Origin of the sequence: Paenibacillus sp. FSL H7-0756 (genome assembly GCF_038006765.1) — a bacterium.
Taxonomy (GTDB): Bacteria; Bacillota; Bacilli; order Paenibacillales; family Paenibacillaceae; genus Paenibacillus_AQ.
In genome coordinates this window covers 144,463-169,784 of sequence record NZ_JBBOVT010000001.1, presented here as the reverse complement: position 1 = coordinate 169,784, position 25,322 = coordinate 144,463, and the positions used below count along the sequence as shown (strand labels likewise).

23 protein-coding genes are annotated in these 25,322 nt (G+C 53.9%); 17 read left to right on the top strand and 6 right to left on the bottom strand.

Translation table 11 applies throughout. The features are described 5' to 3' along the window. Window positions 1–136: 136 nt before the first annotated feature. Entirely contained in the window at window positions 137–844 is a 708-nt protein-coding gene (locus NST04_RS00705; protein ID WP_341182752.1) for a DUF1361 domain-containing protein, read from the top strand. Here NST04_RS00705 and NST04_RS00700 read toward each other — a convergent pair. After that, the gene (locus tag NST04_RS00700) at window positions 841–1,206 is read right to left on the bottom strand and encodes an MGMT family protein (protein WP_341182751.1); all 366 of its coding nucleotides are present in this window, start codon (window positions 1,204–1,206) and stop codon (window positions 841–843) included. The two genes, NST04_RS00705 and NST04_RS00700, sit on opposite strands and share 4 nt — an antisense overlap. A gap of 295 nt (window positions 1,207–1,501) precedes the next feature. Here NST04_RS00700 and NST04_RS00695 point away from each other — a divergent pair, with 295 nt between their 5' ends. The 10 genes from NST04_RS00695 (at window position 1,502) to NST04_RS00650 (ending at window position 11,455) form a co-directional block, all read left to right on the top strand. After that, window positions 1,502–3,049: a spore germination protein gene (locus NST04_RS00695; protein WP_341182750.1), complete on the top strand. Its 1,548-nt coding sequence runs from the start codon at window positions 1,502–1,504 to the stop codon at window positions 3,047–3,049. A 38-nt stretch (window positions 3,050–3,087) separates the two neighbouring features. Continuing rightward, a complete protein-coding gene (locus tag NST04_RS00690) occupies window positions 3,088–4,203 on the top strand; it encodes a Ger(x)C family spore germination protein (RefSeq protein WP_341182749.1) in 1,116 nt (371 codons plus the stop codon). A 2-nt stretch (window positions 4,204–4,205) separates the two neighbouring features. After that, entirely contained in the window at window positions 4,206–4,409 is a 204-nt protein-coding gene (locus NST04_RS00685; protein ID WP_076083870.1) for a hypothetical protein, read from the top strand. Window positions 4,410–4,436: 27 nt separating this feature from the next. Then, a complete protein-coding gene (locus NST04_RS00680; RefSeq protein WP_340944886.1) occupies window positions 4,437–5,561 on the top strand; it encodes a GerAB/ArcD/ProY family transporter in 1,125 nt (374 codons plus the stop codon). 127 nt (window positions 5,562–5,688) lie between these two features. After that, window positions 5,689–6,309 carry a hypothetical protein gene (locus NST04_RS00675; RefSeq protein ID WP_341182748.1) on the top strand — a complete coding sequence of 207 codons (621 nt, stop codon included), beginning with the start codon at window positions 5,689–5,691 and terminating at the stop codon, window positions 6,307–6,309. A gap of 15 nt (window positions 6,310–6,324) precedes the next feature. Further along, window positions 6,325–6,621, top strand: coding sequence for an antibiotic biosynthesis monooxygenase family protein (locus tag NST04_RS00670; RefSeq protein ID WP_341182747.1), 297 nt, complete (start codon window positions 6,325–6,327; stop codon window positions 6,619–6,621). Window positions 6,622–6,637: 16 nt separating this feature from the next. Beyond that, window positions 6,638–7,438 carry a phosphotransferase family protein gene (locus tag NST04_RS00665; RefSeq protein WP_341182746.1) on the top strand — a complete coding sequence of 267 codons (801 nt, stop codon included), beginning with the start codon at window positions 6,638–6,640 and terminating at the stop codon, window positions 7,436–7,438. Between the two features lie 40 nt (window positions 7,439–7,478). Further along, window positions 7,479–8,024 carry a DUF1697 domain-containing protein gene (locus NST04_RS00660; protein ID WP_341182745.1) on the top strand — a complete coding sequence of 182 codons (546 nt, stop codon included), beginning with the start codon at window positions 7,479–7,481 and terminating at the stop codon, window positions 8,022–8,024. A gap of 161 nt (window positions 8,025–8,185) precedes the next feature. Then, window positions 8,186–10,387, top strand: a complete 2,202-nt coding sequence (locus NST04_RS00655; protein ID WP_341182744.1) for a glycosyltransferase family 39 protein — start codon at window positions 8,186–8,188, stop codon at window positions 10,385–10,387. 84 nt (window positions 10,388–10,471) lie between these two features. After that, on the top strand, window positions 10,472–11,455 hold the full coding sequence (locus NST04_RS00650; RefSeq protein WP_341182743.1) for a glycosyltransferase family 2 protein: 984 nt from the start codon (window positions 10,472–10,474) through the stop codon (window positions 11,453–11,455). Window positions 11,456–11,614: 159 nt separating this feature from the next. On the opposite strand, the gene NST04_RS00645 is transcribed toward NST04_RS00650, so the two are convergent. The 4 genes from NST04_RS00645 to NST04_RS00630 form a co-directional block, all read right to left on the bottom strand. Further along, a complete protein-coding gene (locus tag NST04_RS00645; RefSeq protein ID WP_341182742.1) occupies window positions 11,615–13,021 on the bottom strand; it encodes a transposase in 1,407 nt (468 codons plus the stop codon). 376 nt (window positions 13,022–13,397) lie between these two features. Then, entirely contained in the window at window positions 13,398–13,964 is a 567-nt protein-coding gene (locus tag NST04_RS00640; RefSeq protein ID WP_341182741.1) for an FAD-dependent oxidoreductase, read from the bottom strand. A gap of 230 nt (window positions 13,965–14,194) precedes the next feature. After that, entirely contained in the window at window positions 14,195–15,664 is a 1,470-nt protein-coding gene (locus NST04_RS00635) for a sensor histidine kinase (protein WP_341182740.1), read from the bottom strand. Beyond that, window positions 15,661–16,347 (bottom strand): response regulator transcription factor, encoded by a 687-nt coding sequence (locus NST04_RS00630; RefSeq protein WP_341182739.1) that lies wholly within the window; start codon window positions 16,345–16,347, stop codon window positions 15,661–15,663. Before NST04_RS00630 ends, NST04_RS00635 begins: the two co-directional genes overlap by 4 nt. A gap of 489 nt (window positions 16,348–16,836) precedes the next feature. Between NST04_RS00630 and NST04_RS00625 the strand changes: the two genes are divergently transcribed. The 3 genes from NST04_RS00625 (at window position 16,837) to NST04_RS00615 (ending at window position 21,668) form a co-directional block, all read left to right on the top strand. Next, window positions 16,837–18,000, top strand: a complete 1,164-nt coding sequence (locus tag NST04_RS00625; RefSeq protein ID WP_341182738.1) for a glucose-1-phosphate adenylyltransferase — start codon at window positions 16,837–16,839, stop codon at window positions 17,998–18,000. A gap of 24 nt (window positions 18,001–18,024) precedes the next feature. Further along, window positions 18,025–19,128, top strand: a complete 1,104-nt coding sequence (glgD, locus tag NST04_RS00620) for a glucose-1-phosphate adenylyltransferase subunit GlgD (RefSeq protein ID WP_341182737.1) — start codon at window positions 18,025–18,027, stop codon at window positions 19,126–19,128. Window positions 19,129–19,235: 107 nt separating this feature from the next. Continuing rightward, window positions 19,236–21,668 (top strand): glycogen/starch/alpha-glucan phosphorylase, encoded by a 2,433-nt coding sequence (locus NST04_RS00615; RefSeq protein ID WP_341182736.1) that lies wholly within the window; start codon window positions 19,236–19,238, stop codon window positions 21,666–21,668. 235 nt (window positions 21,669–21,903) lie between these two features. On the opposite strand, the gene NST04_RS00610 is transcribed toward NST04_RS00615, so the two are convergent. Then, a complete protein-coding gene (locus tag NST04_RS00610) occupies window positions 21,904–22,383 on the bottom strand; it encodes a GAF domain-containing protein (protein ID WP_341182735.1) in 480 nt (159 codons plus the stop codon). Window positions 22,384–22,614: 231 nt separating this feature from the next. On the opposite strand from NST04_RS00610, the gene NST04_RS00605 reads away from it, so the two are divergent. From NST04_RS00605 to NST04_RS00595, 3 genes are all read left to right on the top strand, one after another. Then, window positions 22,615–22,914, top strand: coding sequence for a hypothetical protein (locus NST04_RS00605; RefSeq protein ID WP_036700151.1), 300 nt, complete (start codon window positions 22,615–22,617; stop codon window positions 22,912–22,914). A 179-nt stretch (window positions 22,915–23,093) separates the two neighbouring features. Continuing rightward, window positions 23,094–23,672 carry a GNAT family N-acetyltransferase gene (locus tag NST04_RS00600; protein ID WP_341182734.1) on the top strand — a complete coding sequence of 193 codons (579 nt, stop codon included), beginning with the start codon at window positions 23,094–23,096 and terminating at the stop codon, window positions 23,670–23,672. A 9-nt stretch (window positions 23,673–23,681) separates the two neighbouring features. Next, on the top strand, window positions 23,682–25,196 hold the full coding sequence (locus tag NST04_RS00595; RefSeq protein ID WP_341182733.1) for an MDR family MFS transporter: 1,515 nt from the start codon (window positions 23,682–23,684) through the stop codon (window positions 25,194–25,196). Window positions 25,197–25,322 lie beyond the last annotated feature (126 nt).

The window sequence follows — 25,322 nt, the reverse complement described above, 5'->3', positions numbered from 1 at the left end:
AGGCCAAATGTATGTGAAAAACCAAAACCGACCACAATGCGCAGCGTGAGGGCACAGCCCCTGATATTGGACTATCCAGCCCCATATTTGTACAATTACATAAATGGACTATATCAACGTAAGGGGATTATCCTTCATGAAAGAACTGAATTACACCAAGGTCTTCATCCTTCTGGCTGCTATGACGGCGGCAACACTTGCTGTATACCGCGTTGTTTCGCTGCAGACGGATACGTTCTATGCCTTTCTGCTCTGGAATCTGTTTCTGGCCTGGGTGCCGTTCTTCTTCTCCATGGCCGCGCATGAGCTGGATAAGCGGAAGATCGGGGGGCTGCTGATTTTGCCGCTGGGCGTAGCCTGGCTGCTGTTTTTTCCGAATGCGCCTTATATTATGACGGATCTGATCCATCTGACTGTCCGCAAAAGCAAGTATATCGTCGGCGGAACGATCCAGAACCGGTACTGGTATGATCTGACCACCCTCCTCCTGTTCACCTGGAGCGGCTGGCTGACCGGATTTTTCTCCCTGTACCAGTTCCAGCACGTGATCTACCGGAAAAGCAACATGCTGCTCTCGTGGGTCTTCGTCCTGTTCGCCTGTGTCATGGGCGGCTACGGCGTCCTGCTCGGCAGAGTCTACCGGCTGAACAGCTGGGATGTGCTGACGGACCGCCATCAGCTCTACCGGCTGGTCATGGACAGTCTGAACCGGCAGTCAGTGTTCTTCAGCCTGTTCGTCGCCTTTGTGCTGCTGGTGATTTATGCCACGATGTATTGCCTGCTGAACGGGCTGGCGGGCGGGAGCCGCAGGAGTTATTCCGGGGGCCGGAGGAAGACAGGTTAAGCGTCCTCCTCATCGCCGGGTTCAGGCGGAAGCTCCAGGTCCATCTCCAGCTCCGGAGCCGGAACATACTGGTAACGCTCCAGGTCAACCACGCCCCGTTCATCGAAGATAACGCCCTCTCCGGTTAAATATAGCTGCTGCAGGGAGGCGGATTCGTCTTCGGTGAGCGAGATCATACCCTTGGCGTTGATGACCCTGTGCCACGGCAGCTTGTACTTCCTGCTCATGGAATGCAGAATGCGCACGACCTGCCGGGCCGCCCGGGGACTTCCCGCCGCCCGGGCAATCCCGCCGTAGGTCATGACGGAGCCTTCCGGGATCGACTGAATAATGAGAATAACTTTTCGCGTGAATGGTGTCATTTTACGTGCTCCTTTTACCTTTCTCTGTCTGTAACAGTCCCACCGCTGTTTTCTAACTGTACTAACCATAACATAAAGCGGCGGCTGCAAGGAGCATTTGCCTTAGTGGAGCAGCGGCTGACGATATCATACGAAGCTTGGTCCAGCCTGCCCCTCTGTTACAGAGCGGGCTTATTTGCTGTGCCGTTCAAGGGCCGGGTGGCATCTGCCTCTCCCATGCAGTAAATTCTGGCGAATAGGAGTCAGAGAGACGGGGGATAATCAGAGCAATAGATCTCTGACAGGAGTGATAGCAGTGAAGAACAAGCATTCTGCACTGAATAGTGAAGCTGCCGGTACCCTGTCCGCGCATCCTCCGCTAAGCCCTTCGCTGGAGGAGACGGTGGAACGGCTGCGGAAGATTTTCAATAACGACGGGACACTGAGAGTAAGGATCATAGAGAACAGTCAGGGTGCTCCCGTCCGCTGCGGATTAATCTATGTCGATGGAATGGTGGACCGGAATCTGATTCAGACGGGGATCATCAAGCCGATACTCGCTTACCAGCCCGCAGAACAAGAGCACCGGGACCCTGCAGCCCTAATGGAGAGAATCCGGATGACTGTCATTGATACCCCGGATGTCATGGTCTCCGAGGAGTTGGATGGACTGATAGGGGCGATCGTCAGCGGGAAGGCGGTGCTGCTGCTGGAAGGCTATGCCGGAGGGCTTATCATCAATGTTCAGGGCTGGGACTCCAGAGCGATAGAAGAGCCTACTACGGAAAAAACGGTGCGTGGCCCCCGTGAGGGCTTCACCGAATCGCTGCTTGTGAATCTGACCCTGATCCGCCGCAGGGTGCGGGACCCGGATCTGAAAATCGAATTCATGGAAATCGGAACACGCAGCAAGACGCAGACCTGTATCTGTTATATGGGAAGTCTGGCCTCTCCCGATATTATTAAGGAGCTGTATGACAGGCTGGAGAAGGTAGAAATTGATCTTATTCTGGACACAGGTTATCTGTCCGAGCTGATCCGTGACGAGCCCTACTCTCCGTTTGAAACCGTTGGAAGTACCGAACGGCCGGACACACTCGTGAGCAAAATCATGGAGGGCCGGGTTGCGGTCCTCGTCGAAGGCACCCCTTTTGCGCTGACCGTTCCTTATGTATTCGTTGAGAACTTCCAGGCCAGTGAGGATTATTATATCAACTATTATTTTGCATCGTTTAACCGTGTGCTTAGAGTGTTGGGAGCCTTCATGTCGATCAGTATCCCGGCCGGTTATATTGCCCTTGTAACCTATGCCCAGGAGATGGTTCCCACCCTGCTGCTGCTTAGTATTGCGACTGCCAGGCAATCGGTGCCTTTTCCAACCATAGTTGAAGCGCTGCTTATGCTGACCATCTTCGAGGTGCTGCGGGAAGCGGGGGCACGGATACCGACATCGATTGGCCAGGCTGTAAGCATCGTCGGGGCGCTGGTGCTGGGCCAGGCTGCCGTGGATGCGCGGATTGTCAGTGCGCCGATGGTCATTGTGGTGGGGTTGACAGGGATAACGACGCTGCTGAATCCAAGGCTGACCGGTCCGCTGATCATCGCCAGACTGGCGCTGCTGGGCAGCACCTTCTTCCTGGGCCTCTACGGATATTTCTTTGGTCTGCTTGGTCTGGTCATTCACCTGATGAGCCTGCGCTCCTTCGGCGTCTCTTACATGCTTGGGGTAGGCTCGATCCGCCCCCAGGATATTAAGGATACAACCATTCGTGCGCCCTGGTGGGATATGAATTTGCGGCCTGCGGTGATTGGAATGCGTAACCGAAGACGGAAGCCGTCCAAGAGACCGGCCAAGCGGTTATGAGATCTCTGCCGAGAGGGTGTACCTCTCTTATCTCACTGTTGCTGCTGCTGAGCCTGGGACTCACCGGCTGCTGGAATTATGCCGAGGTGGATGATATGGCGATTGTAGCCGGAGTGGCCATTGATAAGAATGAGGATGGGAAGCTGCTGCTCACAGCAGAGATTGTGGATACAGGCGGGTCGGCGGACAAGGCTCAGGCGGGCTACAAGATGGTCAGCCTCAGCGGGAATACGATGTTTGAAATCGTCCGCAATATGATCTCTATGACCGGCAAGAAGCTTTTCTGGAGTCATGCGAAGGCCATAATCATCAGTGAGGAAGCCGCCAGAGAGGGGCTAGTCAAAGTCATTGACTGGTACAGCCGGGACACGGAGACCCGCTCGGATGTGTTCATCTTCGTGTCTGGAGAGAAGACGGCCCGTGAGATCCTGAATATGAAAAGCACCACGGAAGCAATCCTGTCCTTTGAATTGGCCCAGATGATGCGTGATGAGAAGTATACGAACAACGCCCCGACGGTGGAGATATGGGATTTCATCGATAAGCTGGAGACTTCAGGGATTAATGCGACGGCCCCAATCATTCATATTCACCGGAAAAATGGTGAGCAGAGCGAAAGGGTGGCAGGTACCGCCGTATTTGTGAAGGACCGGATGGTGGGCAAACTGAGCGGCGATGAGACGAAGACGATGCTTATCGTCAAAAATGTACTGCAGGGAGGGGTGTTGGCTGTAGATGATAAGCGGGGGAATCCGGCGTATTCCCTGGAGATTATCTCCAATCACTCCAAGCTGAAGCACACAATAGTGGATGGCAAGCTCCAGATACAGATTCATACAGTAACCAAGACAGGGCTGGATGAGGTGATGACACCGGAGGGATTCCTGAAGGATGAGACGATTCAGGATATCGAGCAAAGGGCAGCTGAGCGGCTGCAGGCGGATATTCTGGCGTTAATTCATAAGATGCAGCAGCAATATGAGGCTGATATTTTTGGCTTTGGCGAGAGCTTGTACGAGAACCAGCCTAAGCTCTGGGCCAAAGTGAAGGACCACTGGCCTGAGGTCTTTGCCGGTCTTGAAGTGAGCGTCAAGTCCAAGGTGACGATACAGAGCAGTGCCAAGACTTCGCGGGCCATCCGGCTGGGGGATTAAGTATGTTCATTTACGTGATATTGATCTACGCATTGATCGCTGTAATTGATCCATATGGGCTGCGGAAGAAGGGAATGAAGCGGGATTTCCTGGTCTGCTCCGCCCTGTACCTGATCTCCTTCGGGCTGGCCTTCGCACTGTCGATGCGCTGGGAGATTCCCAGTCCGTCCCCGCTGTTTGTGGAATGGGTGAAAAAGCTATATTAGAGCGCACCGCTGAAGGAGGAGGAGAGAGTGAGCAAAGAGACTATTCCGGCTGGACAGTCCATCAGCATCGCTATATTATTTGTCACCGGCGCTTCCCTGTTCCTGGGAACTTCGTCACAGTCCGGCAACAGCAGCTGGATTGCCCAACTCTTGGCGATACTGCTGGCCGTTCCGCTTATGCTCGTCTATGCGAGACTCCATGTCCTGTTTCCGGGCAAGGATCTGTTTGACATGCTGATTGCAGTGTTCGGCTCCGTCCTGGGACGGATGCTTTCCTGTCTGTATATCTGGTATGCTTTGCATCTGGGAGCGCTGGTGCTGCGCAATTTCGGGGAGTTCAGCAAGACCGTGGCCTTAACCGCAACTCCGATGCTCGCACCTATGCTTATGATCGGCCTGCTCTGTATCTGGGTCGTCCATGCCGGGATAGAGGTGCTTGGAAGAAGTGCTAAGTTTCTCCTGTTATTCTCGCTAATTGTGATTGTAACCCTGCAATTGCTCTCAGTGCCCAAGTTTGAATACCATCATCTGAAGCCGCTACTCAATACAAGGTTTGAACTTATTCTTGCAGATACAGCAGGCTCGTTCACCTTCCCCTTTGCCGAGATTGTGGTCTTTCTGGGCGCATTCAGCGCCATTCCGGCCAAGGGCTCTGCCAAGCGGGTGCTGGTCAGCAGCACATTGATTGCAGGGGGGATCATTATTATGATCACGCTGCGTAACCTGCTGATACTTGGCCCTGATATTCTGTCCGGTCTGTACTTCCCCTCTTACGTGGCGGTCAGCCGGATTAATATCGGCGATTTCGTTACCCGGATCGAGGGCTCGGCGGCCATAGTGTTTGTTACGGCGCTCTTCGTCAAGGTCAGTCTGTGCCTGTATGTAACCTGCAACGGGATAGCGAAAGTATTCAAGCTGGGGAGCTACCGTTCTGTTGTGCTTCAGATGGGGCTGATCATGGTCTATCTGTCGGATTTTATCTATTCCAATATTATGGAAATGGAGTATTTCGCGTATCATATTTACAAGATATATGCACTCCCGTTCCAGGTGCTTATCCCTGTATTGCTGTGGCTTACAGCGGAGTTTCTCGCCCGCAGAAGGAGCAGCAGGCAGCAGGCTCTTCCAGAGCAGCAGCCGGAAGGATCATAAACGCAGAAGCGCCATCTCCTAGCCCCGCCCATGCGGGGCTGTCCGATTTTCAACCTGTCCTGAAGTTAGCTATAATGAGAGGCAAGAGAGAATCTCATAGAACAGGTAGGAAAGGCGTGGATGATAGATGAGCGTATCCAGCATTGTAATGTCCTCACATTGGGGCAGAGAGGTCAGACATAAGCTTATTACTCAAGGCTCCAAGGTGCTGGCGGTGGTGTTTCCGGGACAGAATTATTCCGCCGAGCGGCCGCTGCTGGATTATGCGGGCAAGCTGGCCCGGGAATACGGCTGTGACCTGCTGCTGTTAGAATACGGCTACCAGGCTGCCAGAGTGGCCTTCAAGCGCGAAGAGATTGATATTGTTGCCGAGGAATGCAAGATTGCGCTTGCTTCACTTCCCGACTACGAGCAGCTTTTGTTCATCAGCAAGAGTATGGGGACGATTATTGCCGGTAAGGTGGCGTCGGAGCCCGGAATGGGCGAGAAGGTCTCGCATCTGTTCCTTACACCTGTTGCGGAGAGCCTTCCGTTCATCCGGCAGAGCCGGGGCAGTGTGATTTACGGCGGGAGTGACCCGATGTTCACCGGGCGGCATCCCGCCGAGCTTAGCAGCATGAAGCAGGTAAGAGTATACAGGATTGACGATGCCAACCACGCTCTGGAAGTGGACAGTGTCAACGAATCGCTGGCTGTGCTGCTGGTTATTATTAATTTCTATCATGAGTTTTTCCGCGATTCACTATAAAAGGGAGATGAGAGCATGATTACAGAAGCGGCAATGCTGCAGGTGAAGCCGGGACAGACTCATTCCTTCGAGCAGAGCTTCAAGGAGGCCTCCCCGCTGATTGCTTCAATTGACGGGTATTTAGGCCATGAGCTTCAGCACTGTATGGAAGATGAGCACAAGTATCTGCTGATTGTCCGCTGGCGCAGCCTGGAGGATCATACGGTAGGCTTCAGGGAATCGCCCCAGTATCAGGAGTGGAAGGCGCTGCTGCATCATTATTACAGCCCTTTTCCTGTAGTAGAGCATTATACGAAGGTTAGTCTGGATTAGTGGAGAGGGTACGTATATGCAGGGGAAGGTAATCGGTCAAGGCAGAACGGCTGAAGTGATGGAGTATGGGGAAGAGAGAATCCTTAAGCTGTACCGCGAGGATGTTCCGGAAGAGCATGTGGACTTGGAATACCGCATCAGTAAATGGGTCTATGAACAAGGTGTTGCTACTCCGCAGCCCCATGAGCGGGTAGTTGTAGAGGGCAAACAGGGAATTGTATATCAGCAGATCGCCGGTCCTACCCTGCTGCAGCAGATGAACCGGAAGCCTTGGCTGAACTTCAGCGGCTTCAAACAGATGGCCGCCCTGCATTACAGCCTCCATCAGCTTGACGGCATGGGCGAAGCCGGAGCGCAGAAGAAGCGCCTGGAGCAGCAGATTATCGCGGCACCCATGCTTGAGACAGAGGAGAAAACACAGATTCTGTCCCGGCTTGCCCGGCTGCCGGACGGGGAGAAGCTATGTCATGGAGATTTCCACCCGGATAATATCCTGCTGGACGATAAGCTGTGGGTCATTGACTGGATGACCGGCGTCCGCGGCAATCCTGCTGCAGATGTGGCGCGGTCAGTAATCATGTTCAGTATCGGGGCCATGCCTCCGCAGGCTTCCGTGTTCGCTAAGGGGTTCCTGGGGTTCGCCAGAAAACGGCTGACCGCACAATATGTCGGCAGGTATCTGAAGCTGTCAGGCTTGGCACATGAGGAGATCGAAGCGTGGATACTGCCGGTAGCGGCGGCACGGCTCGTAGAAGGCCTTCCGGTTCCCGAGAAGGAGCTGCTGGTCCGCGAGATCCGCAGACGCCTGAGAGCATAGACCTGCCGGTAACAGACTGTATAGGGGAGGCAGACCACAGATGAATACATACATTGCCTTGCTGCGCGGCATCAATGTCGGCGGCAACAAAGTGATCAAAATGCAGGATCTGAAGGCCGCGCTCGGGACACTTCCATTCATGAATGTACGCACTTATATTCAGAGCGGCAATGTTATATTTGAGAGTGAAGCGTTAACCGGCGACGGGCTGGCGGAGATGATTAGCGTGAAGATTCTGGAGACCTTCGGCTTTGAAGTACCGGTGATCATCCGTTCTCTGGAGGAGCTGGAGACAGTTATTGCCGGCAATCCGTTCCCGCAGAGTGAACAGGAAGCCTACAAGCGCCTGTACGTCTCTTTCCTGGCAGCGGAGCCAGCCGCTGAAGCGCTGGAGAGGCTCCGCCCCTATGAGGATGGAGCTGATAAGCTGCGGGTGATCGGCAGGGAGCTGTATGCCCTCTATGAAGTGAGTGTAAGCGAGTCGCCGCTGTTCAAGGTGCCGTTCGACAAGCTGCTGGAAACGGCGCTTACCGCGCGCAACTGGAACACCCTGAACAAGGTAGCGGCGCTGGCCCGTAAGCCGTAAAGGAAATAGTAGCTCTACCAAATACCCCACCGGGACATCTCCTGGCGGGGTATTTGGCGTGTCCGGCACGTTCAGCAAACATTCAGCGGGCATTCATTACGGGTTAAGGTACAGATGCCATAATACACCTAAGAAATGAACGAATCGGAGTGGATCATACAATGAAATTACTGAAGAGGCCGGGTATCGATGTTGTCCTGCTAATGATTATGCTGCTGGCAGCCGTCCTGTACGGATACGGAATCTGGAATGACCAGTATGCCAATACGTACTATACAACCGCAGTGGGCAGCATGCTGCAGAGCTTTCATAACTTCTTCTTCGCTTCCCTGGATTCGGCAGGGTCTGTAACGGTTGATAAGCCGCCGGTAACCTTCTGGCTGCAGACCTTAAGCGCGCTTGTCTTCGGCCTGCATGGCTGGAGTGTCATTCTGCCGCAGGTGCTCAGCGGTGTGGGCTCGGTACTCTTAGTCTATCTGCTGGTGAAGCCTACTTTCGGACGGGCGGCGGCACGGCTTGCAGCGCTCGTTATGGCCGCTACTCCGGTAGCAGCGGCGGTAAGCCGGACGAACAATATTGATACGCTGCTGGTGTTCACACTGCTGCTGGCGGCATGGTTCCTGTTCAGAGGCACCCGGACCCACCGGCTTGGCAGCCTGCTGGCAGCCTTCGGACTCATCGGTGTCGCTTTCAATGAGAAGATGCTGCAGGCGTATATGGTTCTTCCGGCCTTTTATCTATTCTATCTCCTGGCAGCCAAGGTGAACTGGAAGAAGAAAACCGGCACCCTTGCAGCCTGCACGGCCTTACTACTGGCAGTGTCTCTATCCTGGGCGGTAATTGTCGATTCCATTCCGGCGGATGAGCGTCCTTACATCGGGAGCAGCGGCACCAATTCTGTGCTGAATCTGGCTTTTGGCTATAACGGTGTGTCCCGTCTGACCGGTGACCGCAGCACTGGCGGCGGTGGAGGCGGCTTCGGTGGCTTTGGCGGTGGCGGCATGCCAGAAATGGACGGGGAAATGCCGGACTTTAACGGTCAATTCCCGCCCATGGATGGAGCTGGCGGGCAAGGGACGATGACCGGCCGTGATTCCGCCGCCGTGGACAATCAGAGCCGTGACAGCGGCGGGGCTGCCTCAGGCCAGGACGGACGCGGTGGCGGAATGGTGCCGGGCGGTCAGGACGGCGGGCGGCGCGGAGAAGGAGAGAACGGAGGATTCGGCGGGTTCGGAAGCCCGAACGGACGCGGTGGGATGAACGGCGGCGGTGGCGGCATGTTCAACACAGGCACTGCCGGTCCGCTAAGGCTGTTCCAGCAGGAGCTGTCCGGCCAGGCGAGCTGGCTGCTGCCGTTCGTGCTGCTTGGCAGCATCGGGATCTTGGCCAGCCTGCGCCGCAGGAGCTTCACCCGGCAGCATAAGGAAGCCCTGTTCTGGCTGGCCTGGCTGGTTCCGGTCATGGGATTCTTCAGCATCGCCAGCTTCTTCCACCAGTACTACCTGATCATGATGGCTCCGCCGGTGGCGGCGCTGGCAGGTGCAGGCTGGTCTCAGCTCTGGAGCTACTATAAGGAGCGGAAGACCTGGCTGTCCTGGCTGCTGCCCGCAGCGGTGCTGGCTACAACGGCGCTTGAGGTATACATTATCCGTCCGTATAACGATACTATCGGCAGCGGGTGGTCCGTAGGCATACTGGCAGCAGGTATTGCAATGACAGTAGTGCTGATCATTCTGCGGCTGCTGAAGGCGGTACGGGGTAAGCCTTCCTGGTTACATGCCGCTGCGGTAACAGGATTTCTGGTGCTGCTGATTGGCCCGCTCTACTGGGCTTTCACACCGATTGCCTATGGCAATAATAGCATGACGCCGGCAGCAGGTCCGGATAGCGGAAGTTCCTTCAGCTTCGGTAGGGGGAATATAAGCAACATGGGCAACGCGCCTGGCGTGGACACCAGGGCCGGAATGGGCGGCATGGGGGGAAGGAATAACGCCGCTGGTATTAATGAGTCTCTGATGGGCTATCTCAAGGAGCATAATACCGGCGAGAAATATCTGTTCGCAGCGATGGATTATGGTACGGCAGGCCCTTATATCATCGACGAAGGGGAGCAGGTTGTTATCCTGAACGGCTTCAATGCGTCAGATACGCCTTACACCCCGGACACCCTGAAGGCGCTTGTGGCGAGCGGGCAGGTGAAGTACTTCCTCGTCACCAACGGCGGCATGGGCGGGGGGCGTGGCGGCAGCTCGGAGATTACGGAATGGATTACCAAGAACGGCACGGAGGTTCCGGCCGCAGACTGGCAGGGAACACAGAACAGCGGCAATGCCGGAACCCTTTATGAGATAACCCTGAACTAACCTGCGGAAGCAGGAGATCAGGAAGCGCGTATATCCGGCCCTTTGCCGGCGCGCTTCCTTACTACTTTTGAGGAGGAGCTGCCCATGAGTGTTCAAGTGCGCTATTCCATTATTATACCGATGTTCAATGAAGAGGCTGTTATTCAGGAGACGTACCGGCGCATCAAAAAAGTAATGGGCACAACAGGCGAGCCCTACGAGCTGATCTTCGTCAATGACGGCAGCACCGACAACTGCGCACAGATGATCGAGGAGTACAGCTATTGGGATGAAAGTGTGAAGCTGATCGATCTGTCCCGCAATTTCGGGCATCAGGTCGCTATTACGGCAGGGATGGATTATGCGCTGGGCGATGCGGTTGTGATCATTGACGCGGATCTCCAGGACCCGCCCGAGCTGATTCCGGAGATGATTGCGGAGTGGAAGCAGGGCTACCAGGTTGTGTATGCCAAGAGAATCAAGCGAAACGGAGAGTCCCTGTTCAAAAAATGGACGGCCAGCTTATTTTACCGGGTGCTGCGTTATTCGACAGATATCTCCATTCCGGTGGATACCGGCGATTTCCGCCTGATGGACCGCAGGGTCTGCGACGAGCTGAAACGTCTGCCCGAGAAGAACCGCTTCGTGCGCGGTCTCGTCAGCTGGGTTGGATTCCGCCAGAAGGCGATAGAATACGAGCGGGAGGAGCGTCTGGCCGGAGAGACCAAATATCCGTTCAGGCGGATGCTGAAGCTGTCGCTGGACGGGATTACCTCCTTTTCTTATAAGCCGCTGAAGCTGGCGGGCGTTCTTGGAGCACTGCTGTCCGTATCCGGCTTTCTGTACCTGATGTATGTGCTGTACCTGGCACTCTTTACGGATGCGGCCGTGAAGGGCTGGGCATCGATGATCGGAATCACCTTGACCTTCAACGGGTTCGTGCTGCTCATGCTGGGTATTCTGGGCGAGTATGTCGGACGGATCTATGATGAATCGAAGGGCCGTCCCCTCTACATCGTTCAGGAGTTCTACAGCGGCAGGCCGCAGCAGAGCACGCAGGAGCAGAGAGTCGCCAATCTCAACAAATAACCATATTTCTTAAGTAAGCGAACTTACTTGTGAGGTAGCCCCATTTCTTTTGGCTGGATTTATTCAAATATTGGATCTGTTGTAATTAAGAGTCAATTTCATAATTCAGTTTGCTAAATAGCAAGATTTGGCCAAAATCTAAAATCAATTTTTAAAAAATCAGGCTACTTGCTGGGAGTCTTTCAACTGTTGGTTCAACTTGTCTAACGCAAACTTGCTCAAATTGTACGCGAGCGTACTGAGCTGGAAATCGACACTTGCCCGGACACCGCGGTGGCGTGTGCGTTTCAACCCGAAATACTCTTTGAGATAGGCAAATACACGCTCCACGGCCGTCCGCTTGTTGTATAGCGTGGTAAAACTTTCGCTGCCTCTGGCGGGATAGGTATGCAAACGCAAATCCGTTTGGATGCGAATTTTAAACACTTTTTGGCAAGAGGTACCGGACAGCGCACAGCCTTGGCATTCACTAGGCCGGGTGTACTTCAGGGTCTCATATTTGGCCTCAAAACTGTCGTAACGGTACGCATGCCCTTGAGCGCACACCGGCGTGTAATCCAGATTCATTCCCGCAGGCGGGTCTTTGTGGTGAATCAGAGAAATCGCAGGATAGGCGCCGAGCGAATGAATCAACTGGTAGATTGCCGCGCAGTCGTAGCCCTTGTCGCCCAAGATATGCTTGACCTTTAGCATGGGAAACTTCAGGAGCAGGCCTTTGAGAAGGACGACCGCCATACGCTGGTCATTCGGATGGGCTGAACTCCAGAGGCCGCTTAGGATATACTGGCTGTCCGTGTCGACCAGCAGATTCGCCTTGAACCCGTAATAGCTGGTCATTCGGCCCTTCGTATTTTTCTTGTCACAACGCGCAGCATGCCGGGGCAACGCGGTCAGCAGTTCATCGTACGTGTAGGGCAACATCGCTTCAATGGTTTTCTGGAACGGTCCGAGACTTTGTTCATAAGCTTCCATTTCCTCGCGCCGACGTTCCTTTTCCGCCGGGGACGGACGACCAGGCTTGCTATACCTGGGTTTCTTCAGCGGCTTGTTCACCGTCTTCGGCTCAGGCTCGGAATGTTCGAGCTGAAGTTGTTCAGCCACCGGAGCTTCACCTTTCTTTTGCTCCCGGCGAGCCGCACGACGCTTGGAGGCCGATTCGCTAAATTGGCAATCCCACGCCTCGACCATGGAGGAATCCACAGCAAGATGGGTGCCGCTCACAAACCCTTCTTCTAGGGCAGATGTGACTAGGCGATCCTGCAGTTGTTCCAGCATTCCCGTTTGCTCCAGCGCATGAATCAAACGAGAATAGGAGGCCTGGCTGGGAATGTTGTCCGAGCCCGTAAACCGGCACTGGACTCGAAATTCGTTGCTATGATTCAATCGCCGGACCAAGGCAGAGACAAACTCGATGTTCTCCATTTTAGCAATCAGCAGCGAGTAGATCATGGCAGGTACGTTTAATTTTTCAGGCCGTCCGCGATGGCTCTTTTTCCCCAGTGCGAATAGAACTGGAGCTAAATGTAAGTGTTCAAAGATTTGGCTGTATTTATCTTCCGGAGCCATCTGGAGCAATTCCTCAAAGGAAAACAGTTCTTCTTGTCGAATAGAATAGATAGGGATTACCTCTTTTCTTCTCGGGTGTTGGTTTCGTCGCCTATAACTTCGAGAATTTGGGGAGGTACTCCTTTTTCTATGCTCAAAAAAACCAGATATAGCAAGGGTTTTGAATTATGAAATTGTCTCATTAATACAACAGATCGCCTTTTGGATGAATTAAAGTGAAATCTATTGTAGAAAATGCAATTGGAGCTAGTACATGCACTACGGTCGTAGCGCTAACTCAGATAGACGAGCATGTCTTACTCAAATAAAAAGGGGCTGTCCCAATAGTCATGTAATGACCATTGGGACAGCCTTTTGGTGACTAGTTGCAACCAACCTATGCTTTCAGCAAATCGTGATCGACATAACGTGCGCCGTTCAGCTCACTGATAATGTTGACGGCAACCTTGGCGCCGTCCCCGGCAGTGATAATGGCGTGTACGCTCATTCCGGCAACGGTTCCGGCGGCCCAGATCCCGTCGATATTGGTTTTGCCTTCCGGAGTGGCGGCAATCACCGTCTTGATTCTTGGCTCCGTACCCTCCTTGGTGGTTACCCCGGCTGCGGCAGCCAGATCCGTCAGTACACCTGTCGCCAGCACGACATGCTTAGCCTCATAAGTAGCTCCGCTCTCTGTGCCGATGACGAAGCCCTCACCGCTGGCTTCAAGCGATGTCGCCTGTCCGGCGACCAGCTCGGCCCCGAACTTCACGGCCTGTTTATGTCCGGTCTCTACCAGCTCAGGTCCGCCGATCTCACTAATTCCGTAATAATTCTCATACCAGCCTCTGCGGGTCATACCTTTGTCATTGTCAATCAGCAGTGTTTTTTTGCCGGCCTTGGCAGCGAACAGGGCGGCGCTTGCACCGGCAGGACCGGCACCGATAATGGCGATTTCATACATGAGATAACCTCCTAAAAGTTTTGATAGCATACTCTTCATTGAATCACATCGCAAAACTTGCTTCGGAAGCATATGCCTAAGTTTTGATAGCATACTCTTCATTGAATCACATCGCAAAACTTGCTTCGGAAGCATATGCCTAAGTTTTGATAGCATAAGCCTCATTGAATCACATCGCAAGACTCGCTTCATTCCTGCTTACTATTATATCGCTATTTACAGCTCATTGGCTAATCCCGCAGGCAGGGAAGAAAGATCTTAAAGGCAGCCCCCTCACCCGGGGTGCTGGATACAGTAACGTCTCCCTGATGCGCTTCGGCAATGGACCTCGTAATCGATAATCCAAGCCCGGAGCCGCCGTATTTGCGTGTGCGGGAGGAATCGCTGCGGTAGAAGCGGTCGAAGACATGCGGGAGATGCTCCGCAGAGATGCCGGAGCCGTTATCCTTCACGGTCAGCTCTGCCCGTTCTCCCTCAGCGTGCAGCGATATATGGATGATGCCCTTGAGCGCATCGGTATGCTGAACCGCATTGTGGAATAGATTAAGAAGGACCTGTCTGATCTGGTCAGGATCAACCAGGCAACGGATGCCGCAGGCCAGGTCGAAGACGACCTGACGCTCTCCGGCCAGCACCCGGAGTTGCGCCTGCATGTCGTCGATCAGCTCGCCCAGCAGTACCTGCTTGACCCGCAGCCGTGGCGCGCCGTCCATCCGGGCGAGCAGAAGCAGGTCCTCCACCAGCTTGTTGATGCGTTTGGCTTCACCGTGCATGCTGTTCAGCGCGCTGTAGAGCTGTTCCCGGTTATCGGCAGCTCCGCGCAGAAGTACCTCCAGGAAGCCGTAGATGGATGTCAGCGGCGTCCGCAGCTCATGGGAAGCATCTGCAGCGAACCGGCGCATCTGCTCTTTCGCCTCCCGCTCATTCTTGAACGAAATCTCCAGCCGCTCCAGCATGCCGTTGAAGGACTGGGCGAGCTGGTCGATCTCAAGCTGGCCCTGCTCCTCAGGGAACCGCACATTCAGGTTGCCGGCATCAATAATCTGGGCTGAACGCCCCATGTTGGATAAGGGGACCAGCGTTTTGCGCAGGGCAGGCAAATACAGCAGCAGCCCGGCCAGCAGAGCCGTTACCGACAATGCGCCGAAGATAAGCAGCTGCTGCAGGATGACATCCTTCAGCGGTCCGGTCTCCACCGTCATCTGCAGGAGCATCCGGGCAGCACCGGGCCTGCCGAGATTCATGAAGACCGCCAGATGCCGGCTGCCATCCCCGGCGGTAATCAGCTGGTAACTCCCGCCCCTCTTGTCCTGGGGGAGCTTCAACAGCTGGTCATAGGCCTCATTACTCATTCTCGGTGCAGGCGAAGCAGACAGGGTCTCCTCCTTCAAATCCATAAAGCTGCCGTCCTGATTATAGATAGCGAGGGTAGTATGGGCGTCGAGCAGCAGGGGGCGCCGGTCTCCCCCGGGCCGTCTGTTACCTGCATTATTGAAGATTTCAAATGGCACAGAGCGTATCTGGGTCTCCATCGCCTCTGCCCGGTTGCTGTATATGAAATTCCGCATGAGTACATACTGGAGTGTGCCAATCAGTATAAGCAATCCTGAGAGAATGAGCAGCGAGGCGGCGAGCAGCTGCTTGCGCAGGGAAGGCGGAGCATGGAATCTGCCCGTGAATCTACGGGTCCGGGCAGTCATACCAGATCCACCCGGTACCCGGCCCCGCGCAGGGTGCGGATGATCCGGTGCTCCTTGTCGCCGAGCTTCTCCCGGAGGGAGCGGATATAGACCTCCACGATATTCTCCTCCCCGCCGAAGTCATAGCCCCACACCTTGTCGAGAATCATCGGCTTGCTCAGGACCAGCCCGTGGTTAATTACCAGATACTGCAGCAGCTCATATTCAGTCGGAGACAGCTCCAGCACCTCATCCTTATGGCGGATCTCCTTGCGGCGGCCGTCAATCCGGAAGGGGCCGTACCGGACCTCGCCGAGCAGGCCGGGGAACTGGTTGCGCAGCCGGGCCTGAATCCGGGCCAGCAGCTCCTCGAAGCTGAACGGCTTCACCATGTAATCATCTGCGCCCAGAGACAGGCCCGTCACGCGGTCGTCCACCTCATCCTTGGCGGTCAGCATGATGATCGCCACCTCCGCTTCCTCGGAACGGAGGCACCGGCAGACCTCGAATCCGTCCATGCCGGGCATCATTACATCAAGGATAACAACATGCGGCTTGAAGTCGGCTGCCGCTGCCAGGGCTTCAGCGCCATCTGCGGCGGTCTGTACCTCAAAGCCTTCGTTCATTAGGCCCAGCTCCAGAAACTGAAGGATATGAGGCTCATCATCCACCAAGAGTAGCCGGACACCTTGTGGCGCTTTCATTAGCATTTCCTCCATTTTAAGTAAGTATAGTTAGTGTAGTATGTCCATATTATGAATTCCCCGGTTGAACGTTTGCTGAAAATAGGCCTTTGGAGCCACGGATTCGATTCATTCCGGCCGATTGCGGTTAATCATAATGGTTATCTTATTATAGAAATATATTAACGCCATTCATCTGAAAAATAGTTATAAATTTAAAGTTTAAGGCAGGCAATAAAGGGTTTTGACGGCGGATCTAGAACACTTTAGAATATAAGGATACAAGCTGGTTTTTGCGCTTTATCACTCTGCTTAACCGGTAACCGGTCCTGTTCAGCTGTTTTCCTCCCCGTATAATTCGTATTCATCCTGTCACTGCATTTCTTTTGGGCTACATCTTTTCATAACACTTCTTTTTAGGGTATCTATTTAGGTCTACACTTCACAGCATAACTCATTCAACCTAATTTATTACATGTTACATTACCCATAAGTCAAGGAGGCTCTTCCATGAAGAAAAAAGAGATGGTAGCCATGCTATTGGCGGGAGGCCAAGGGAAAAGATTGAAAAGTTTGACCAAATCGATTGCCAAACCGGCTGTATATTTCGGAGGAACCTACCGCATCATCGATTTCCCTCTAAGTAACTGCTCGAATTCAGGCATCGATACCGTGGGTGTGCTGACACAATATGAACCGCTGGTGCTGCATTCGTATATCGGGGTCGGCAGCGACTGGGACCTGAACCGCAAGGATGGCGGCGTATTCGTCTTGCCTCCGCATGAACGGGAGAACGGAAGCAGCTGGTACCGGGGAACGGCAGATGCGATCTACCGCAATCTCAAGTTCGTGGATCAGTTCGATCCGGAGCATGTGTTAATCCTGTCGGGAGACCATATTTACAAGATGGATTATCATGCCATGCTGCAATATCACAAATCCAAGAACGCTGACTGCACCATCTCGGTCATTGACGTACCGCTGGAGGAAGCGAGCCGCTTCGGCATATTGAATACAGAAGATGATCTCAAAATTTACGAGTTTGATGAGAAGCCGGCCCAGCCTAAGAGCACGCTTGCCTCTATGGGTGTATATATTTTCAAATGGGATGTTCTGCGCAAACATCTGCTTGAGGACGGAGAGAACACCGACTCGTCGCATGACTTCGGCAAAGATATTATACCGATGATGCTGGGTGAAGGCCAATCCCTGTATGCTTATCCATTTGAAGGCTACTGGAGAGATGTGGGTACGGTAGATAGCCTGTGGGAAGCGAATATGGATCTTCTGAGCGATACACCTCCCCTGAACCTGAATGATACCGGCTGGAGAATTTTCACCCGCAATCCAAATCAGCCTGCACAATATGTGGCACCGGGAGCCAAGGTATCGAGCTGCATTATTAATGAGGGCTGCATTGTGCATGGCGAGGTGAAGCATTCGGTACTCTTCTACGGGGTAGAAGTTGGCGAAGGCAGTGTAATTACCGATTCTGTCATTATGCCCAAGGTGAAGATCGGCAAGAACGTGAGAATTCACAAAGCGATCATCAGTCAGAACACGGTCATTGAGGATAATATGGAAATCGGCGTCGACCGGGAGAATGAGGATGAAATTCTACTGATCGACAGACGAAGCAAGAAGCTCAAATCTGTAGCAGCCAAAACCATATAACCACAAGAGGACGGGGGATTAACGATGAAAGAGCTTATGGGCGTAATTAATCTTGATCATGAACTGGATAATCTCAATGAATTGACCTATTTCCGCTGCGGAGCAGCGGTCCCCTTCGCCAGCCGTTACCGGCTGATCGACTTCGTCTTGTCGAACATGATGCGTGCGGAGCTGGAGAGCGTAGGGCTGTTCGTCCGCCGCAAATACCGCTCACTGATGGATCATCTGGGCGACGGCAAATCGTGGGATATGAACCGCAAGCATGGCGGACTGTTCATCCTGCCGCCGGACTGGAATGACCCTACGGACACTTCCATCGGCGATCTCCAGCATTATCATAACAATCTCGATTTCTTCAAAAGGGCTGCGGCCAAATATATCGTCTTCTCCGGCAGCCAGCATATCAACACGGTGGATCTGCAGGACCTCTATCAGTATCACCTGGAACAGGGTGCAGACGTAACGATGGTCTACAAGCAGATCGATGAGCTTCTGCCCGAGCATGACCCCTGCCTGCGGGTCGAGCTTAATGACGACAACCTCGTTACGAATATTCACCATGAGAAGCATCATCCGAATGTGTATCTGGACATCTTTATTATGGAGAAGAAGCTGTTCCTGGAGCAGGTGGAGCATTGTATCGCCCATGGCGAGAGCTATTTCTTCCGCGATGCGATTCAGAAGAACCGCCACAAATTCAAAATTTCCGGCTATGAATATAAGGGTTATCATGCCGTTATCAATTCCCTGGAGAGCTACTATAAGAACAGCCTGGAGCTGCTGAAGCAGGAGAATTACTTCGGCCTGTTCAAAGAGAATCCGGTACAGACCAAGATTAAATACGAAGCGCCTACCCGTTATCTGGATAGCGCGTCGGTCAGCAACTCGCTGGTGGCCAACGGCTGTGTAATCGCCGGGTCGGTGGAGAACAGCGTTATTTTCCGGGGCGTACAGATTCGTAAGGGTGCGAGAATTATTAATTCTGTGATTATGCAGAAATGCGTCATTGAAGAGAATGCCGTGATTGAGAATGTTATTATGGACAAAGATGTGCATCTCAGCAAAGACCGGATACTCGTTGGAGACAGCAGGCGTCCATTTGTCATAGCCAAGAGCAGCAAGATATAATATCTGGATCAGGGGAAATGTGCCGCTAGGGGCATTTCTTCTGATCCAGTGTTGTAATAGGCACTATTATCAACAAATACATGCATTCTGTAAGGAGGAACCTGCTGTTGTTCAACGATAAAGAGACTTTCAAACAAGTGTTCCGCGAGAAACTCATCGGGAAATTAGGCAAGCCGCTTGAAGAAGCTTCGAACGCCGACATTTATAATATTCTCGGCAACATGATCCGCGAGAATGCCGGTAAGGACTGGGCGGCCACCAATCAGAAGTTCAAGATCGACAAGGATAAGCAGGTATACTATTTCTCCATGGAATTCCTGATCGGCAGGCTGCTGGGCAATAACCTGCTGAACATGGGTGTGCTGGAGGTCGTTCGCGAGGGCCTTGCGGATCTGGGATTCTGTCTGCAGGATATCGAAGAGGTCGAAGCCGATGCCGGCCTGGGCAACGGGGGGCTCGGGCGCTTGGCCGCCTGCTTCCTGGATTCGCTCGCTTCCCTGCAATATGCAGGACACGGCTGCGGCATCCGTTATAAATACGGCTTGTTCGAGCAGAAGATTGTAGACGGCTATCAGGTGGAGCTCCCGGATTACTGGCTGCAGAATGATAACGTGTGGGAAGTCCGCCGTGAAGATAAGCAGGTAGAGGTGCATTTCTGGGGACATGTGGACACCCGCTGGGAGAATGATGAGCTTGTGTTCGAGCACAAGGATTATGAGGCTGTACGGGCGGTTCCGTATGATATCCCGGTTATCGGTGCAGACCGCAGACATGTGAACACGCTGCGGAACTGGAGTGCCGAGTCCATCACCCAGCCATCGAGAGTTTTCGGTGCTCAGGGCGGTACGGATTATCACAAATTCCTGGAATACAAGCGTTCGGTGGAGTCCATCTCTGAATTCCTGTATCCCGATGATTCCCAGTACGAAGGCAAGCTGCTTCGTCTGAAGCAGCAGTACTTCATGTGCAGTGCCGGCCTGCAGAGTATTATCCGGACCTTCGCCAAGACAGGCCTGCCGATTGACAGCCTGCCTGACAAGGTAGCCCTGCATATCAATGACACTCACCCTACGCTGGTGATCCCTGAGCTGATGCGCATTCTGATGGATGTCTATAATCTGGGCTGGGATCAGGCCTGGAGCATGACTACCCGGATGGTATCGTATACTAACCATACCATTCTGAGCGAAGCCCTGGAGAAGTGGCCGATCGGCATGGTCAGAGAGCTGCTTCCGCGCATCTTCCTGATTATTGAAGAGATTAACGCCCGCTTCTGCGGCGAGCTGATGAGCAAATATCCTGGAGACCAGGACCGGATCAATCAGATGGCGATCATCCATGACGATCAGGTACGCATGGCACATCTGGCGATTGTCGCCAGCCACAGTGTCAACGGTGTAGCGGCGCTGCATACGGAGATTCTGCAAAAGCGTGAGATGCGGCTGTTCAATGAGATGTATCCGCACCGCTTCAATAACAAGACCAACGGCATTACGCACCGCCGCTGGCTGCAGCATGCCAATCCCGAGCTTGCCGGACTGATCAGCGAGTCGATCGGCACCCGCTGGATGCATCAGCCCCAGGAGATGATCGGACTGATCAAATACAGTGAGGATGCCTCCTTCCAGGAGCAGGTGGCCGCCATCAAACGCCGCAACAAGCTGCACCTGGCTGAATATATCACGAAAAAGCACGGTATTGCGGTAGATCCTGACTCGATCTTCGATGTACAGGTCAAGCGCCTGCATGCCTATAAGCGTCAGCTGCTGAACGTGCTTCATATTATGCATTTGTATAATCAGATCAAGGATAATCCATCCATTAATATCGTGCCGCGGACCTTCATCTTCGGTGCCAAGGCTGCTCCAAGCTATCATCTGGCCAAGCGGATCATTAAACTGATCAATACGGTGGCTGATGTAGTGAACAAAGACCCGGACATTAACGGGAAGATCCGTATCTTCTTCCTGGAGAATTATTCTGTATCGCTGGCGGAGAAGATTATTCCGGCCGCTGATGTCAGCGAGCAGATCTCCACGGCGAGCAAGGAAGCCTCCGGTACCGGCAATATGAAGTTCATGATGAACGGTGCGCTGACGATTGGAACCATGGACGGGGCTAATGTGGAAATGCATGAGATGGTAGGGGACAATAATATGTTCCTGTTCGGCCTCCGTGCAGAGCAGGTACTTGATTATTACCAGTACGGCGGATACCACGCCCGTGATATTTACAATGGCGACGGCCGGGTAAAAGAAGTCTTGGATCAGCTAATCGTCCCAGGCCCCTTCAGTTCCCATGCCCAGGAGTTCGATACGCTCTTCCAGTCGCTGATTGACAACAATGACGAATTCTTCGTGCTTAAGGATTTCGCCAGCTATGTGGAGACCCATGTCAAGATTGACCTGGCTTACCGGAATCAGAAGGAGTGGCTGAAGAAGTCCATCATCAATATCGGCCATTCCGGCAAGTTCTCCAGCGACAACACGATTAGCCGCTACGCCGCCGAGATCTGGCATATCGATCCGGTCCGGCTGTAACGCCATAGGTACGGCCTGCAGCTTCATAGCCGCAGCTTCGGGCGGTGTAACCAGAGCAGCAAAAGCCGCCCCATCCAGGAATCATTCCTGCGGTGGGGCGGCTTTTTTGATAGATAAGAATTGATATGTTTTGGGGTCCCCGCAAAGTACCTGAGTCATCATCAAAGCTAAGCTCCACTTTGCGGGGTTATTTTGAGTTTCAGGGCTTATTTGCTGCTGATAATGAAGGCTAGCTTTACAGCACCTCGGATACCATGGCTGCGAACCGTTCGAGGAAGCGGCGCTCCTCGTCGTCGAAGCGGTGCTTGAGCGGGCTGTCGATATCCAATACGCCATAAAGGGTGTCCCCTTTGACCAGCGGAACAACTATTTCACTGTTAGAGGCAGCATCACAGGCAATATGCCCCGGGAAGGCATGGACATCGCCGACCACTAGTGTGCGGCGTTCAGCGGCTGCGGTTCCGCAGACACCGCGGCCCATCGGAATCCGGATGCAGGCCGGAAGTCCCTGGAAGGGTCCGAGCACCAGCTCTTTGCCGTCAAACAAGTAGAAACCGGTCCAGTTGGTGTCCGGCAGAGAGAGCTTTAACAGCGCCGAAGCGTTGGCCAAGTTGGCAATGGCGTTCGGTTCACCCTCCATCAGTGCCCCGAGCTGGCTGAGAACGGCCTCGAACCGTTCGCTGCGAGTGCCATCATAAGGCATGGCTTGAAACATGAAGCATCACCTTCCTGTACCTTGAGTCAGTATGAATCCCATAACTGTTAACTATCAAGATAGTACAGGGAAGCGTGATACGTCAAGTACAATCAAGGATTAACAGGTATTTCCGCTTAGTGGAAGAAGAGGAAGAAGTAAGAACCCTTGAAGTGAGGATGTTTCCGGGAACTCAGGGCAGGGTAATGCTTTTATAAATACAGCAGGCTAGGTAGCCAGAAGGAGTGAAACATGCGCGCTGATGTACAGAACTTGTTTATTGGAATCCATATGCTATATTGTGCACATGAGAAGGATCTGACACTAACGGAAATGCTGCCGGAGCTGGAGAACCTGGGGTACCGGGTGGCGGAGCGCGAAGTGAAACAGGAGCTGGAACGGCTGACCCAGGAGAATTTCCTCACCGCCCATGGCGACGCTTATAGTGTCACGGGAACGGGAATCGAAGAATTCAAAGCCATTCAGGCCAAGCTTGGGGTACTGTGCACCGAAGTGCTTAAGCCGGTTAAGGCAGCGGGTGCGTCGGGTTAATTCTGAATGCTGCTGCACGGAATGTAACATAACATTTGGTATAAGGTACAGCGTCTGACCGTGTGGCGGCAAGCCATAGGGTCAGACGCTGTTTGTGATGGGTAAGCGGAAGTGACAGGTAAACGCGCCGCCCGGGCAGAATAAGATGTATACTGGTAGGGTTGAAAGGGGACGGGAACATGTATGTGTGCGGAGGGGTTATCCCGGAATTAAGCGGACGGAGGGTGCATCTGCGGGCGATGCTGCCTGCGGACGCGCAGGCGCTGTTCGGGATTTGGAGCCATCCGGCGGTAGCGCCTTGGCTGGATGGCCCGCCTCTGTCCTCTGTGGAGGATGCAGAAGCACTGATTGCCTTGCTGGCGGAGTGGGCCGCGGAGGAAGAGAGCCTGCGCTGGAGCATCCTTGACCCGGAAGGCAGTGTCATCGGCAGCTGCGGCTATAACCACTGGCAGCTTCAAGGCGCTTACCGGGGAGAGATCGGCTTCGAGCTGTCACCGGCAGCCATGCGCCGGGGGTACATGCGGGAAGCGCTGGAGCTGGTGCTTGCGTTCGGCTTTCAGAGCATGGGGCTGAACCGGATGGAAGCCCTGTGCCACCCGGACAACCTTCGCGCAGAGCGGCTGCTCACGGGACTTGGCTTCCGGCAGGAAGGGCTTCTGCGGCAATACCGGCATACGGCGTCCGGCTATCAGGATGTAGTGATGTACTCCCTGCTGCAAGGCGATACGGGCGCAGGAGAGAGAACAGAGAGAACATAGAGAGAGGGTATGGATTCATTGAGTTCACTGGGGGAAAAGCAGCGAAAGTTAATATTGACAGGCGTACTGCTGGCTACATTTCTGGCAGCGATTGAAGGGACGGTAACGGGTCCGGCGGGACCGGCTATCGTAGGGGATTTTCAGGGGATGCAGTGGCTGAGCTGGATCTTTACAGCTTATCTGCTGGCGATGGCAGTGACCACGCCGATTTTTGGTAAGCTGAGTGATCTGATCGGGAGGAAGCCCGTGTTCATAGGCGGCGCTGTAGTCTTCCTCGCAGGCTCGCTGTTATGCGGGATCTCGCAGAGTATGGAACAGCTGATCATTTACCGGGGGATTCAGGGGATCGGTGCCGGGGCGCTGATTCCGATGACTTTTACCATTATCGGAGATATCTATAGCCTGAAGGAAAGGGCGAAGACGCAGGGGCTGCTTAGCTCGGTGTGGGGAATTTCTTCGCTGGTCGGACCGCTGCTTGGCGGTTATGTAGTGGATTACTTAAGCTGGCGCTGGGTATTCGTGTTCAATCTGCCCTTCGGCCTGCTGTCGATTATCTTCATCTCGCGTTACCTGAAGGAAGAGAAGGTCCGTCGCAAGACGAAGATCGATGTAGCCGGAGTGCTGCTGTTCGCTGCAGGGATGGGGGCGCTGCTGTTTGGTCTGACGACAGGGGGGCAGAGTCTGCCTTGGACTTCTCCGCTGCTCCTGGCTATTCTCCTCGCGGCTGTCCTGCTGCTGGTGGTGTTCCTGTTCGTGGAGCGCCGGGCCGCCGAGCCGATGCTGCCGCTGGAGCTGTTCTCCATCCGTAATATTGCAGTCTCTACAGGTGCGAATCTGCTGGTCAGTACGCTCATTATCGGCCTGTCTACGTATGTTCCGCTGTGGGTACAGGGTGTATTCGGCAAAAGCGCCGCCCTCTCAGGCCTGCTCCTGGCACCGATGTCGGTCGGCTGGATGCTGGGCTCCATTGCGGGCGGGCGGATGATTCTGCGCGCAGGCACGCGCCGCACGGGAATGCTCGGCTTGTCACTGATTGTTATCGCGGCTGTCGGACTAACGCTGATGAATGCAGACTCCTCCCAGCTGCTGCTTCTGATACTGATGCTGTGCTGCGGGGTGGGCTTCGGCTATGCCTCGACCGTCTTCACCATTATCGCCCAGTCCTCGGTGCAGCATGAGCAGCGCGGTGCGTCTACGGCACTGAACACCTTCACCCGCTCACTCGGGCAGACGGTGGGGGTGGCGATCTTCGGTTCGTGGCTGAACTTCAGCATTGACCGTAAGCTGGCGGAACAGCCGGGAGCCGCCGCCTCCGGCGCGGATATCAACCAGCTGCTTAACCCGCATAGCGGAAGCGTACTGCCTAAGGAAGCCTGGAGCAGTCTGCAAGGTGCGCTGGAGGGCGGTCTGCACTCCCTGTTCATCGTAATGGCGGTGTTCGCTGTGATCTCCCTGGTGATCTCGGTGCGTCTTGACCAAGGGGTGCCTTCCATACAGGAAGCAAGCACACCGTCGAAGCGTTAAGCTTGAAGTCTTAGCACGGATTGTCCTGATTATTGTATGCGAAAAAAACAAAGGGCTGTTCCAAGCAGCTGTTTCATGCTTTTTGGAACAACCCATATTCGGCTGAATTAGTGAATAGATTCACAA